The 12,928-nt window shown below is 60.9% G+C and carries 11 protein-coding genes and 3 pseudogenes; 8 read left to right on the forward strand and 6 right to left on the reverse strand.

From position 1 onward, the window contains the following. Positions 1-209: 209 nt before the first annotated feature. The 5 genes and pseudogenes from E3O60_RS02640 (at position 210) to E3O60_RS02665 (ending at position 3,398) form a co-directional block, all read left to right on the forward strand. The gene (locus E3O60_RS02640) at positions 210-533 is read left to right on the forward strand and encodes a hypothetical protein (RefSeq protein WP_088458179.1); all 324 of its coding nucleotides are present in this window, start codon (positions 210-212) and stop codon (positions 531-533) included. Positions 534-536: 3 nt separating this feature from the next. Next, on the forward strand, positions 537-659 hold the full coding sequence (locus E3O60_RS19060) for a sigma factor-like helix-turn-helix DNA-binding protein (RefSeq protein ID WP_370448631.1): 123 nt from the start codon (positions 537-539) through the stop codon (positions 657-659). A gap of 21 nt (positions 660-680) precedes the next feature. Beyond that, positions 681-1,073 (forward strand): hypothetical protein, encoded by a 393-nt coding sequence (locus tag E3O60_RS02650; RefSeq protein WP_088458178.1) that lies wholly within the window; start codon positions 681-683, stop codon positions 1,071-1,073. 335 nt (positions 1,074-1,408) lie between these two features. Beyond that, positions 1,409-2,731 (forward strand): annotated as a pseudogene (locus E3O60_RS02660) (DDE-type integrase/transposase/recombinase). Positions 2,732-2,753: 22 nt separating this feature from the next. After that, the gene (locus tag E3O60_RS02665) at positions 2,754-3,398 is read left to right on the forward strand and encodes a hypothetical protein (protein WP_134480607.1); all 645 of its coding nucleotides are present in this window, start codon (positions 2,754-2,756) and stop codon (positions 3,396-3,398) included. Positions 3,399-4,164: 766 nt separating this feature from the next. Here E3O60_RS02665 and E3O60_RS02670 read toward each other — a convergent pair. Continuing rightward, complete coding sequence (locus tag E3O60_RS02670) at positions 4,165-4,674, reverse strand: hypothetical protein (RefSeq protein ID WP_088458295.1); 510 nt, start codon at positions 4,672-4,674, stop codon at positions 4,165-4,167. A gap of 107 nt (positions 4,675-4,781) precedes the next feature. Next, a complete protein-coding gene (locus E3O60_RS02675) occupies positions 4,782-5,645 on the reverse strand; it encodes a hypothetical protein (RefSeq protein ID WP_134480606.1) in 864 nt (287 codons plus the stop codon). A 46-nt stretch (positions 5,646-5,691) separates the two neighbouring features. On the opposite strand from E3O60_RS02675, the pseudogene E3O60_RS02680 reads away from it, so the two are divergent. Further along, positions 5,692-6,079 (forward strand): annotated as a pseudogene (locus E3O60_RS02680) (IS30 family transposase); the annotation flags it as partial. Between the two features lie 75 nt (positions 6,080-6,154). Here E3O60_RS02680 and E3O60_RS02685 read toward each other — a convergent pair. From E3O60_RS02685 to E3O60_RS02700, 4 genes are all read right to left on the reverse strand, one after another. Then, positions 6,155-7,183: a S66 peptidase family protein gene (locus E3O60_RS02685; protein ID WP_088458294.1), complete on the reverse strand. Its 1,029-nt coding sequence runs from the start codon at positions 7,181-7,183 to the stop codon at positions 6,155-6,157. Between the two features lie 590 nt (positions 7,184-7,773). Continuing rightward, complete coding sequence (locus tag E3O60_RS02690) at positions 7,774-8,949, reverse strand: hypothetical protein (RefSeq protein ID WP_134485936.1); 1,176 nt, start codon at positions 8,947-8,949, stop codon at positions 7,774-7,776. 262 nt (positions 8,950-9,211) lie between these two features. Then, positions 9,212-9,877 (reverse strand): DUF6226 family protein, encoded by a 666-nt coding sequence (locus tag E3O60_RS02695; RefSeq protein WP_134480604.1) that lies wholly within the window; start codon positions 9,875-9,877, stop codon positions 9,212-9,214. An 84-nt stretch (positions 9,878-9,961) separates the two neighbouring features. Beyond that, entirely contained in the window at positions 9,962-11,143 is a 1,182-nt protein-coding gene (locus tag E3O60_RS02700; protein WP_241993194.1) for an IS30 family transposase, read from the reverse strand. A 444-nt stretch (positions 11,144-11,587) separates the two neighbouring features. On the opposite strand from E3O60_RS02700, the gene E3O60_RS02705 reads away from it, so the two are divergent. Together E3O60_RS02705 and E3O60_RS02710 are read left to right on the forward strand one after the other, a co-directional pair. Next, entirely contained in the window at positions 11,588-11,899 is a 312-nt protein-coding gene (locus E3O60_RS02705; protein WP_134480602.1) for a hypothetical protein, read from the forward strand. 231 nt (positions 11,900-12,130) lie between these two features. Further along, positions 12,131-12,722 (forward strand): annotated as a pseudogene (locus E3O60_RS02710) (recombinase family protein). The last annotated feature ends 206 nt before the right edge of the window (positions 12,723-12,928 follow it).

The following is a 12,928-nucleotide window of genomic DNA, read 5'->3' on the forward strand; positions in this document are numbered from 1 at the left end:
CCTCTAAAGGGCGTGGTTTTTACGGCAAGAGTGGGGCCGGAACGGGCCGGCGGCGCGTGCTACGGGCCTGGCACCTCAACCGGCGTCGGGTGTAGATCGACCGGTCACAACCTTTTGCTTCTCGGCTGCCGTGAGCCGACGCATTCCAGCAGCGGAGGTTCTCTGTGTAGCGCAGTGATGTGCAATGTGGGCGTTCGAAGCGGAATAGTGTGGTGACGCCATTGACCGGGGTATCCGATCAACAGAAGCTGATGCTGAGTATGGCTTCGGGCAGTCAGGCTGCGTTCGGCCTGATTTACGATCAGTTGAGTGTTCCGACGTTTGCGATCTGCAATCACTACCTGAAGTCCCCGGCCGCGGTCGACGAGGCCATGTGCGGCCTGTGGCTATACGTCTGGCAAAACGCGGCGATGTTATCGAGGCGTGACGGCTCGCCTTGGTCGATCATCATTGAAACAGCGGAGCGCCATGCCAAGTATCACGCTCAGACAGAGCGCCTAGCCCGAGGAACGGATACCTCTGTGTCCGGATAAATACTGTTCCGCGGGCGGCTCCGGCGCGCTGTCGCGCGCCGCCAAGAGACGGACGGCTACACGATCCGCGATATCGGCGAAGTGCTTGGCGTCTCATATCAGCGCGTGCACCAGATCACCCATTAGAACTATCGACCAGGAGACTCAATGTCAGCTAACGAAGACGGCTCACAGATCGAGATTGCGGATGAGCTGGCCGAGGTCGCCCGGTCGCTTGCACATGCCACGCGAACCGTGCCGCGCCCCTCTGATTCGTACGAGCTGCTGGGAGTCCTTCAAGTCGCACAGCAGTCGCTTGCTCAGGTTTACACACACTTGGCGACCTGGCACAGGGATACAGTCGAGGGCACCCATTGCAATGGCACAGACGGACACAGTCTCTACGGTGTTCCCGCTACGGTCGCCGGTGCCAGCGAGCAGGTAACGCTTCTTCTCAAAATTGCGGCGGCCTCCGCCTCGGAGACGGCCGACCTGGTCGGCAAGGCCCAAGCTGCGAATGGCGTCGTGTGTTGGTTCGATGAAGTGAAAGAGACGGCTTAGACCCAGGCCATGACGGGGAGAACTGAAAGCTACAGAGCCCGAACGGTTCTGGTCCCACGTCGTCAAATGCCCCGCCACCGATGACTGCTGGATCTGGACCGGCGCAATAGCCGATGACGGCTACGGCCGATTCTGGACCAAGGAAGGCGACGGCCAAAGGGTCATGCGCCCGCAGCAGTACGTCTACCAGCTCGCGACCGGAGCGGCACCCCTACGTGTCAGGGTTAGGTGAGGCCAGCAGCTCAGAGCAAGTTCGCCGTTTGATGTAGGGCGAGAACCAGGAAGTCCCCGATCATGTCCAGCCCATCGTGATCGTCGTGCGCGACGATAGTTCCATGAGTAACAGCAGTCCCGGCCCCAGGTCCGGTGGTCCCACGCCCCGCCGGTCGTACACGCCGGCGCAGAAGCTTGAGCATTTGGCCGCGTATGGCGACGCCATCACCCGCAACGAGGGCAGCGCGTATTTGCGGGAGCAGGGCATCTATTCCTCGCAGATCACCGAGTGGCGAAAGCTGCGCGACGCGGGAGTCCTCGAGGGCAAACAGCCCGGCGAGAAGATCGGCCGGTTGAGCGCAGAGCAAGCCGAGATCGCCAAGCTGCGCCGGCAGCTGTCGCAGGCTGAGCAGCGGTTAGCGACCACGGAAGTGGCGCTGACGATCATGGGAAAAGCACACGAGCTCTTGGAGCAGTTGTCCAAGAGCTCGCGGGACGAACCCCCGCACGCGAAATCCTGATGGCCGTCTACCGCGACCTCACCGCCGCGACCATTCCGACCCGCACCGCAGCGCGCCTGACCGGAGTTTCCCGGGCGACCGCGACACGAACACTCGTGCAAACCCCGACTCGACGCGTAGTCGTGGTGCCGGTGAACAAGCTCAGCGCGACTGAGCGGGCCCAGATCTTGACGTTGGTCACGTCGCCCGAGTTGGTCGATCTGGCGCCGATCCAGATCTATGCCCGACTGCTGGATCAGGGCGTGTATTTGGCGTCGATCTCCACGATTTACCGGGTGTTGGCCGCGAACAAGCTCGTCAAGGGACGCCGCCGCCTGGCCCGTCAAGGGCCGCTACTTCGACTGCTACGTGATGATCGATATTTACTCCCGCTACATCGTCGGCGCCTACGTTCACGCCTCAGAATCAGGTGAGCTTGCGCTGGAGATGATGAAGGAGACCTTCGGTATCCACGGCGTTCTGCACGTCGTTCACGCGGACCGGGGCACGTCGATGACATCGAAGACCGTGGCCGCTTTGCTCTCCGATCTGGAGGTCACGAAGTCGCATTCGCGGCCTCGGGTCAGCAACGACAACCCGTACTCCGAGGCGTGGTTCAAGACGTTGAAGTTCGCGTCGGTGTTCCCGGAACGCTTTGGCACCCTCGGCGAAGCACGCCTGTTCATGAGCCGTTTCGTCGAGGACTACAACCACACCCACCACCACACCGGCATCGGCTTGAACACTCCCGCCGACGTTCACTACGGACTTGCCGCGGGCCGCACCATCGAACGCGCCAAGGTCCTAGCCAAAGCCCGCGCGCAGAACCCAGAACGCTTCAGCAACAGCGCCACACCAAAGATCCTCGCCCTGCCCGGACCAGCCTGGATCAACCAACCCGCCGAACTCGCAGTCGCGGAGGCCGAACCGAAACTAGCCGCCTAAACTCACGCTGGCCTCATTCACCTTGACAAATTCCGACTCGACCTATGAATCGTATGAGACGACAGCGCGACTGGTTATCCTGCCGCGGTGCGGGGGAGTCCAGCTTGACCGACTCACCGTCGGGCGCTGCGACCGCATTGTCCAAGAAATTCTGGAGGAGGAATCGATCTCGAAGGCACGTCACGCGCGCGCGGTGTTGAGTCTCATCTGTGGCTACGCCGTGCGCGACCACGCGATGGGTGCTAATCCTGTGCGCGACGTTCAGCGCTTGCCGACAACGCTGAAGAAGGAGTCGACACTCACCACGGTGCAAATCGCCAGCATCCGCAAACTCATGCAGCAGTGGAGAATCACGCGGGAGGATGGTCCGCGGCCCAACTACCGGATCTTGATCGACGGCATGGAAATCATGTTGGGCACCTCGATAAGGATCGGAGAATGCCTCGGCCTGCGTCGCTGCGACGTGTACATGACGACCCTGCCTCCGACCCTCATCGTCAACGGAACCATTGTCAGCACGAAGGCGGAAGGGATCCATCGCAAAGACTCTCCGAAGCGCTCCCGACAACGGCGCAGCATCGCTCTCCCATCGATGGCCGCAGCGGCCGTTCGCCGCCGACTGGCCCTCGCCGAACCTGACCCCGAGGCGTCACTGTTCGCCACCTAGTCCGGCCGTACACTGAGCGTCAGCAATTACGAGCGTTTGCTCTGTTCGTTCATTGCCGACGAGCGCGTAAACCTAGTCAAACTGGGAGTCGATGTCGAGGAGTACACCACGTATATCTACCGACGCACCGCTGCAACGCTCATCGAGCGGGCCGCCGGTATCACGAGAGCATCTCGACTGCTCGGCCATGCGAACGAGCAGACCACTCGAAACAGCTACGTTGTCACGGCCGACCTGGTCGACCCCGTGACGGCGAAGATCCTCGACGCTGTGCTCGGTGGTTGGACAAGGTCAGACGATTCAAGAATGAGTCCGTAGGAGGAACCTTGACCGGGCACGGGGGACCGTCGCGCCCATAAGGCGATGGGCGCGGCGGAGACGGTCAAACGGATGAAGCGTCGAGGGGGTTGCGGTACGAGTGCTTTGATGATTCTTTGCTGCGCCATACGACAGCGCAGGCAGGGAGGTGAAAACCAAGCCCAAGGCGGTGGCGATACTGAGATCCGTCCACGAACGTTAGCAACCGTGAGTGTTGCTCGCCACCGCGGCCGACCGGATCGGCACTTCCCGTGAGCGGCAATTAGTCATGGCCTGGCTAGCTGGCCGGGGACCGTTGGATGGGGCGACTACAGTGGCGCCCTGGTAGCCAGGGCTCCTGAGCAGGCGGACGACGGATTCGTCGTCTCTTTTCCTGCTGCCACGTTCATAGGCCTAAATAGCGTTCCGTAAGCCGGAGCGCCTTTGCATTTTCGGTGCACTCATCGTCTCAGCCCGTCACGATCAGGTCGTCGGTGGGCTCGGGGATGTCCGCCGGCCAGGGCCCGATCACACTCTCGAGTTCCTCCGCGGTGGCGTCGACGATCCCGGTCACCTCGTAATCGGACCGGCTGGCCGCCGGGTCGTCCGACTGCGGTAGCCCGAATTGTTCCAGGGCAGCGGGCCAGTAGTCCCACGCGACCGGATCGCCATTCGCCGCCTGAACGCTGACCAGTGCCCCGTCGAGTTTCTTGTCGTTGACCGACCAAGCGGTTCGGAACAGCCAGTCAGCGAGCGCGTCGGCGTCACCGACCACGAAGCCAGGCTTGAGCGTGACCGAGAGGGAAACGTATCGGCTCACGGTGAAGCCGCTCATCGAGTCCCCTACGACGACCCGCGAGGCGGCGATGCCGGGGTAGGTGAGCAGGCGTGTCTGGGTGGTTTCGGCGTCGGCGCCGCGACCTCCGCTGCAGCCGCTTAGGAGCAGTGCGCCAACAACGGCCAGAGTGGCGAGTGCCACTGGGCGGAAATGCTTTTGCATTCTCGGTGCTCTCATCAACTCACCCCGTGACGATCAGGACGTCGGTGAACTCGGGGATATCCGCCGGCCAGGGACCGATCAGCTTTTCAAGCTCTTGTGCGCGTGCACCGACGATTCCGCCTTTTTTCGTAGTTGGCCTTTTTGAACTCGGACGTCGCCGAATCAGGCAGCCCGAACCGGTTCATGGCGGTCCGCCAGTAGTCCCTGGCGACGGGCACGCCTTCCGCGTCCCGAATGGTCATCATGACGCCGCCGTTGATTTTGTCGTGGTTGACCGACCAGCCGGTTCGAATCAGCCAGTCCACCAGGGCATTCGCGTCGTCGATGACGTAGCCGGGTTCGAGTGTGACCGTCAGGTGGACTGATCTGCCGAAGCGCAAACCACTCATGGATTCACCCATGTCGACGTTCATTGCTGCGATTCCGGAATAGTCGAGCAGTCGTGCGTCGGTGGTCTCGGAATCTGCGCCGCGACCCCCGCTGCAGCCGCTGAGGGCCAGCGCCCCGCCGGCAGCGAGAATGGCGAGGGTCGGAGGCGGAGAAAAGTCGTCCGGCCCGGATAGGGCTCGTTGATGATTGCCAAGATGACTTTCCCTCAAGCATGGTGAACACAGCGGTACAATGGTTACGCTAACAGACCGCCGACAGTCCATGGAGCGTGTGGCTCCGTCTCCACTGATCGGGGAAACCGGTGCAGACCCGGGTGAGCCGGTCAGGGGCCGCAGCAGCGTTTTCACCATGCACGAAGTGGGGTCCTTCGGGTCCCGCGCTCCCGTGCGGACAAAGTGCAGCAGCGAGGCCATGAACTTGGTCGCTACGATGCTGTCTGCGGCAAGATCGCCGACAGGCGATGGCGACGAAAGCGGCACCGGCCCGGCCGAACGAACACGATCGGGTAGCTCCGGAAGTTCCGCGGAATCTACGAGAAACGTGCTCAGGAAGGTGCCCATCGGTTGCCTTCCACAAGCCGTCGACCGTTCACACGTGGGCGTGAAACCCGGCGATCATCGGGCCCCCACTCCACGACGGCCTCATCGACGCCCTAGACGGCCTACCCGTGCTGCTGCGGCGCTCGTTGACGTGGGATCAGGGAACCGAGCTGGCCCGGCAGGTGGACATCACCACAGCCACCGGCGTCCCGATCTACTTCTGTGATCCCGGTTCACCCTGGCAGCGTGGCTCGAACGAGAACACCAACGGCTTACTGCGCCAGTACTTCCCGAAAGGAACCGATCTGAACGCACACAGCGCTCAACACCTCCTCGAAGTCGCCACCGAACTCAACGAACGACCCCGCAAAACCCTCAAACGCAACACTCCGGCCGACCTGCTCAGCGAGCTAGTCTCGAGGAAGGAATTAGCCCCTGTTGCTTCCACCGCTTGAAACCGCCCATGGGATGTGAGTCACAACGGTTGCAAGACACATTGGAGTGTGACTCCCAGTGACGGCGACAGCGGGCTATGGCACGAGGTGCTGGGTGATTCGGCCGCGTCCTTCGATCAGCTCGATCTCCGCAAGGGCACCGTTGACAAGGGGCATCTGCGGCGGCTGATGGCCAATGTCAAAATCTACGATGACGGGAATGCCCAGATCCCCTAGCGCTCTCTCTACCGCGTCGCGTTGAGTGAGACCGTCAACTGCAGGGGCGGTCGTGCGTCCAATTAGAACTCCTTTGGCGTATGTGAACCACCCGGCTAAACGCAACGACCAGAGCATGCGCAGCACGGTCGAAGCTTCTGCACCCGCCACTTCAAGGTAAACGATTACGCCCTCGGGGGCATGGCGCTCTGCAAAGCCAGAAACGTCACCGAAAGGTGAGCCTGCGAGCAGAGGGACAGTTTCCAGACACCCGCCGATGAGGCGACCACGCATTCGCGTGGTTCGGTCGTTGCCCAGCGTTCGCCAGGTAGTTATCGCTTCGTAGGCTGCATCGCGGGTGAGCGGCTCATCCGCCCAAGCGCCCCACGGCCGTGACCTCCGTCGCGGCGCCGAGGACTGTGTGAAGGACGTCCCCACTGACATGGACGCCACTTCGGTCCACCGTCGGAATTCCTTTGGCAACTCCCACGGCTCGTCCATCAGGTTTGCTCCGTGGATGGTTGCAACACCTGTTGTGATGGTGAGTGGCATGAGCAGCGTGGCAATGTCTGACCAGCCGACGAACCATTTGGGGTCGGCAGCGAGTGCCGACCAGTCAAGTTCCTCTACGAGCTCTACCGCCAGCTCGCCGCCCCACGGAGGAAGGATCGCACGGGCCGGGCCGGCGAACGCAGCGCTTAACTCCGATCGCCGTTCGGCGGCTGGAGCGGGTACGAGACCGTCACGCCGAGCGAATTCCCCTACGACCACGGTGAAGCCCCGTGCTTCGAGGTCGTGCGCCCCTCGGTCGAGTCTTGGGTGCAGGTCCGCTGGAACCCCCATTGAAGGGGCTGGTACAGAAATCTGATCGCCAGGTGAGAGAGCACGCGGGTATCGCACGTTGGTCATCGGCCAACTCTAGCGAGCAGCCGGCGGTGCGAAGTCGCCACCGAACTCAACGAACGACCCCGCAAAACCCTCAAACGCAACACCCCGGCCGACCTGCTCAGCGAGCTAGTCTCGAGGAAGGAATTAGCCCCTGTTGCTTCCACCGCTTGAAACCGCCGCCCGTTCACCGGAACCTATTTCGGACGGGTCTATCGGACGCGGATTGGCCGCGTCATTCCGGTGTGACTTTGGGTGCTTTGTGGCGGCATTCTTTGATCACTATTTGGCGCATCGACCTGGTTGCCGTCGCTAGCTCAGAACGGTAGTCAGCGTCTTGTAACCCATGGGTTACGAGGCGTCTCATGGGTAGGTCGTTTGCGGGCTCTCGACGCCGGTTAATCGCGTCCATTCGTAAAATCTTGCGCCACCGTAGGCGTACTGGAAAACGAAAACTGTGGGAGGAACTCGAACCGACCTGGGCAGTGCCGCCATCCCGCACGGCCCAACGGATCTGCTGCATGGTGAGGTGTCTGTTTTTAGTCATGCAGCCGTCGGGGCTGGCGTATTCATGATGGTCTCGAACGCGATTGCGGCAATCGGTCGATTAGTCTCTATCTGGTAGAAATGCGTTCCCTGGCGGCCTCCATCAGACGGCGTTGAGTGGTGGACTGCTCGGGATTACTGAGCAGCGAATCTAACACTCTGATTGATACTTCCCTCTCCGCGGCATTGAGCCTGATGCTCTCTCGCTCAACAAGAACAGTCATGGCCTGTACGGGCTTCCAGTACGAGAGTTCACTGCCGATGTGACTGAGCACTTCTAACACGGGCTTTCCGCTGAAGGGCTCCAGTGACGCTATTACAAGTGCTTTCACTTCCTTGTGCTCATGGACCGCAGCCTCAGAAAGTGCACCCACGTCGAGGTCGTCTCGGTTGATCAGCGCAAGCGCGAGTCTTACGCCAGCTTTTGCCACGGTTCTTGTCTGATCCTTCATGAGCTTTCTCGCCATGGAAACAAGACGGTCTGCTCTGACAGTCATTGTGTTGTTGTTGACCGCAGCGGTTATTCGATCAGCAACTTGACCCCGCAGATTCGGCTCTGAAGTTATATCAAAAGAGAATGCTTCAATGTCCTCGAAGTTGATCCCATCAAGCGGCAGTTCGTTTCGAAGCGCGCTCTTTATCAACTCCTCAGGTGACGGCGGCGCAACGTTCGCTCTTTTGATCAATTCCTTCAGGTGGCCTGTCAGTTGCGTAGCGAAATCCTCAGGGTCGCTGTAATCGTTGTAGCCCTGTTTCTCGGAGCGCATCCGAACGAAGAAATTTTGGACCAGCTTGAACTGTTTCTTGACGATGCGGACCTGCGCAGTGTCACTCACATCAACGTTGAACGAGCCTGAGCGACGATAAACAAGCACTTCCGGTGTTCCATTTGCATGATTACCTTCGAGGGCGTCCTCATATTCCCACTCGGTACCGGTAACCAGGCGACCGTCATCTTTGGCATATTCCGTGCCTAGATGTGTCCCAAGCCGTCTTCCTATGATCACCACCACAAAATCACATTCGCTAGGTTTCGGGAGCCCTGCGGTTATTGCCGCTTGGGGGTCCATCGAAGCCAAGAGCGGAATCGCTGCGAACGGCCCATCCCAAGACACGAGCTCGAGCGTGATCTGGCCGCGAAGAAGGGGATCATAAGGAAGCCTACTAATGACTTCAAATACCGCTAGTCGTTCTGCAGCGACATCTGAGGGTGACGCTGCGAAAATTCGAAAGTGACGTGGCACGAGCTAATTTTGCACTACATCGGGAAATTCGTTCGCGATTTCCGCCCTGTAAGGTCAAGCCCTGGTGGTGGTGTAGCGCGGTGCTCTTTGATCGCTCGGTGTCGCGGTCAGGGCTGGAACCATTTTCGATCGCATGGGTTATGAGGCACCTTGGTTACGAGACTAATCACACATTGGTCGGTGAGTTCCGAGGGCCGCGGGGTGACCCCACATCCCAAGGGTTTCGCCAGAGCTACCTTCGTCGATGCGTTGGGTTCGCGCGTCAGGGGACGGCGTTGGCATCGCGTTGGGGGCGTAATGGCCAGGAGTTCCACTGGCCCGAAGCCGGTATCGCAGTTCGCGCAGCCACCACCCGCTCGTTGGGGAGCTCCTGGGTGCTTGTGCGCCCGGCTTGCATCCCACCGCCCAAATCATCGAGCCGATATGCGATCCAATCGCCCGACACTGGCGCGAAGCTCTCTGAGTAGCCCCCGGACACCACGGTACGCACGGTCCATTCGAGCTGATCTATCAGTTCCGTGACGTTGTCGTCACATGCGTCGCAGCCGCACGCGGGGAAATGGAAATCGTGTAGGGAACCCGCGTGGAGAAATACACCTGGAAACCGCGAGAGGACAAAGGTGAGCGGGGCCGCTGCATGCTCCCGTGGCACGATCCTTACTACTTGAACAACATCTCGCGGCTGGAGAAAAAGGTCGGCAGCGGCGTTCAATGATTTCTCGACGTCAACGTCGAAAGTGCTCCGCAACCACTCGACGAGTGCGAGGGCGACGTCGTGAAGTGGCGCGAAGCGCTCGAGATGAGTTAGACGCGAATAAGCGTCTTCGGGTGGGGACTGCCCTCCCCAACGATTGCCGTAATCGATAGGGATGCCCTGCTCGTCGCGATAGATCCCTACTGGGATCGCGGGGCGCCGATACTCACTCATGGTCACACGCTAGTCGTCAGCGTTCTCTTCATCGAGCGATCCCTGCCGGGCGCTCCTCCGCCGTCTCGAAACCCATGGGCGGTTTCAAACGGTGGAAGCAACAGGGGCTAATTCCTTCCTCGAGACTAGCTCGCTGAGCAGGTCGGCCGGGGTGCTCCGTTTGAGGGTTTTGCGGGGCCGATGGTTGAGTTCAGTGGCGACTTCGAGGAGGCGTTGAGCGCTGTGGGCGTTCAGATCGGTTCCTTTCGGGAAGTACTGGCGCAGTAAGCCGTTGGTGTTCTCGTTCGAGCCACGCTGCCAGGGTGAACCGGGATCACAGAAGTAGATCGGGACGCCGGTGGCTGTGGTGATGTCCACCTGCCGGGCCAGCTCGGTTCCCTGATCCCACGTCAATGAGCGCCGCAGCAGTACCGGCAGACCGTCCAGTGCATTGATGAGTCCGTCGTGGAGTGCGCCGGAGCTGTGGCCATTGGGCAGATGCACCAAGACGACGAACCGGCTCGTGCGTTCAACGAGAGTCGCGATTGCCGATCCGGAGGCGGATCCGACGATCAGATCGCCCTCCCAATGACCGGCGACCTTCCGGTCGTTGGCCTCTTTGGGCCGTTCGCTCAGCATCACCTTGTCGCGGATCTTGCCCGGCGCGTTCAGCTGTGTGCCCCGTGGTTTCCGGGCGGATCGGCCCCGTCGCAGGTGCCGGTGCAGGCGCACTCCGACGTAACCGCGGCTCTGAACGTAGAGGCTTTGATAGATCGACTCGTGCGAGACCTGCAGCTCGGCCTGGTCGGCGAACACGACCGCGAGGTCGTCGCTGATCTGCTGCGGGCTCCAGTTCTTCCGCAACCGCTCCTCGACGACAGCAGCGAGCAGCCGGTCGTCGAGCTTGCTCGGCTTGGGCCGGCCCGCTCGGATCACGCAGCGTTTCTGCGCGGCATAGGGCCGGTAGCTGCGCGTCGTCGGGTGGGAGTTGCGGCGCAGCTCCCGGCTGATGGTCGACGCGGAGCGCCCCAGATCCCGTGCGATCGCGCGAACGCCGGCGCCGCCCAGCCGCAGATCCGCGATGCGCAGACGCTCTTCCTGGCCCAAGTAGTGCCCTGACGACGCCACGGCCGGGACGGGTATTCGTCCGCCGGCGGCCTTGATCCACCGGTATCCCTGTTTGCGATTCACTCCCATAGATTCACATGCGGCCGCCGCCGACATGCCCTCGCGAACCCGATCCCAGAACAGGTTCTCGCGATCCTTCATGACCACTCTCGACGCCATCACCAACACCTCACTCATACGGTGTTGCTACGACCCCTTGAAGCCGCCCATGGGTAGCAAGACACGTGAGTTACGAGACGCGAGGAAGTTGTTCTGAGGTGTCGACACCAGCTCGAGGAATCGTAGCTGTGGTCGATGTGGCCCGAGATTCTCTGCGGCCCAAAGTGGGGCGGCGTGCCAGCCCGCGGGAACTAGCAGATGCTGGCGCTTAGCTACCCGGAGCCTTACGGTCGCAGTGGGGGCTGTGTCGGCCATTGAATCCCACCCAGAGAACGGACGATCATGTCTTTCCGAACATCAAGGCTCACCTTGGCCGCACTTGTACTGCTTGCGCTTAGCGCCTGCTCGTCTTCCGCTGGTGCCGACGAGGCATCGTCGGGGACAGGGGGAACTATCGATATGGCGGTCTCGGACACCTGCACTGCGGGGTCGGACTCTCAGTGCGTGTTGGTCAACGGCGACAGCGTGCTGCTTCCCTCCACATTCCAAGAAGCCGGCGTCAAGAATTCCAGTGTCGCGGAGAACGGGCAGAGCGCGGTCGACGTGACGTTCAACGATGACGGCGCGAAAGTTTGGCAGGAGCTCACGGAAGAGGCCGTCGGGGCAGGGGACTCGGCACGCCTACTCATAAAGATCGGGGACAAGTTGCAAGCGGCGGTCCGCGTCATGGACGTCTCGACGGGTGACCAGGTGCAAATCGCTCTTGCGCCAGATGAGAGCGCCCAGGACCTCGTCGACCTAATTCAGGGAAATTAGGCCGGCTGCTAATGCACCTCTGCATACACAAACCCAGCGATTCGCACGACATGGACGGATTCTGTTCGAAGCGTCTCGAAACCCTAGGGATATGAGACGTCTCACGAGCGTCATTTAGACCCCATCAACACTGGCGGAATTATGGGGCTCGGCGAGTCTCTTAACTACGTCGCGTAACCTCCTGCTTGAATCGCGACACTAACCGTTAGTTATGAGACACCCAGGAGCATCGTGACGAAACTGATCGGCTACGCGCGCGTATCAACGCGCCAGCAATCCACCGACCGGCAAAAGGTTGGACCTTCTGGCCGCTGGTGTCCGGCGTGATGACCTCTACGTCGACAACGGCGTTTCCGGTGCTCGCGCCTCACGGCCGAACTTCGACCGCGCACTCGACGCCCTCAAGGTGGGCGATACTCTCGTCATCACGACTCTGGACCGGCTGGGGCGATCGACACAGAACATGCTTGCCTTCGCTGAAGAACTCCGCGGCCGCGGCGCCGGCCTCCGCGTACTGAACCTGGGCGGCGGCGACGTCGACACGGCAACACCCATGGGTTCCATGCTGTTCACGATCATGGCCGCACTCGGTCAGATGGAACATGAAATCAAGCGAGAGCGCGTACTCGACTCGATCGCGAAACGCCGCAATGCCGGCAAAAATTTGGGCGGTCGCCCGCGGATCATCACCGACAGTCGAATACGCAACGCTCGCAGCCTCATAGACAGCGGTGAGCCAGCCGCCGAAGTCGCACGGAACCTCGGAATGTCCCGAGCAACCTTCTATCGGCGGGCGCGCGCCCTGGGTCTCCTGCCTGATTAGGAAGCACCTGAGGTTCGATAGCGCCACATAGCGATCACAGAACGCCGCCACGAAGCGCCAACAGTCACACATGGAGCGATCACAGAATGCCGGCATTTAGCGGAAACGGCGATCGCCCCACCTGTCCAAAACTCATTGCCGGAATCATAATTACCGAAAGCTAACTCTAGACGTTTTCGGCTAAATCATGTAAAATGGGAAGAATT

Source organism: Cryobacterium sp. TMB1-7, from assembly GCF_004402435.1.
GTDB classification, from domain to species: domain Bacteria; phylum Actinomycetota; class Actinomycetes; order Actinomycetales; family Microbacteriaceae; genus Cryobacterium; species Cryobacterium zongtaii.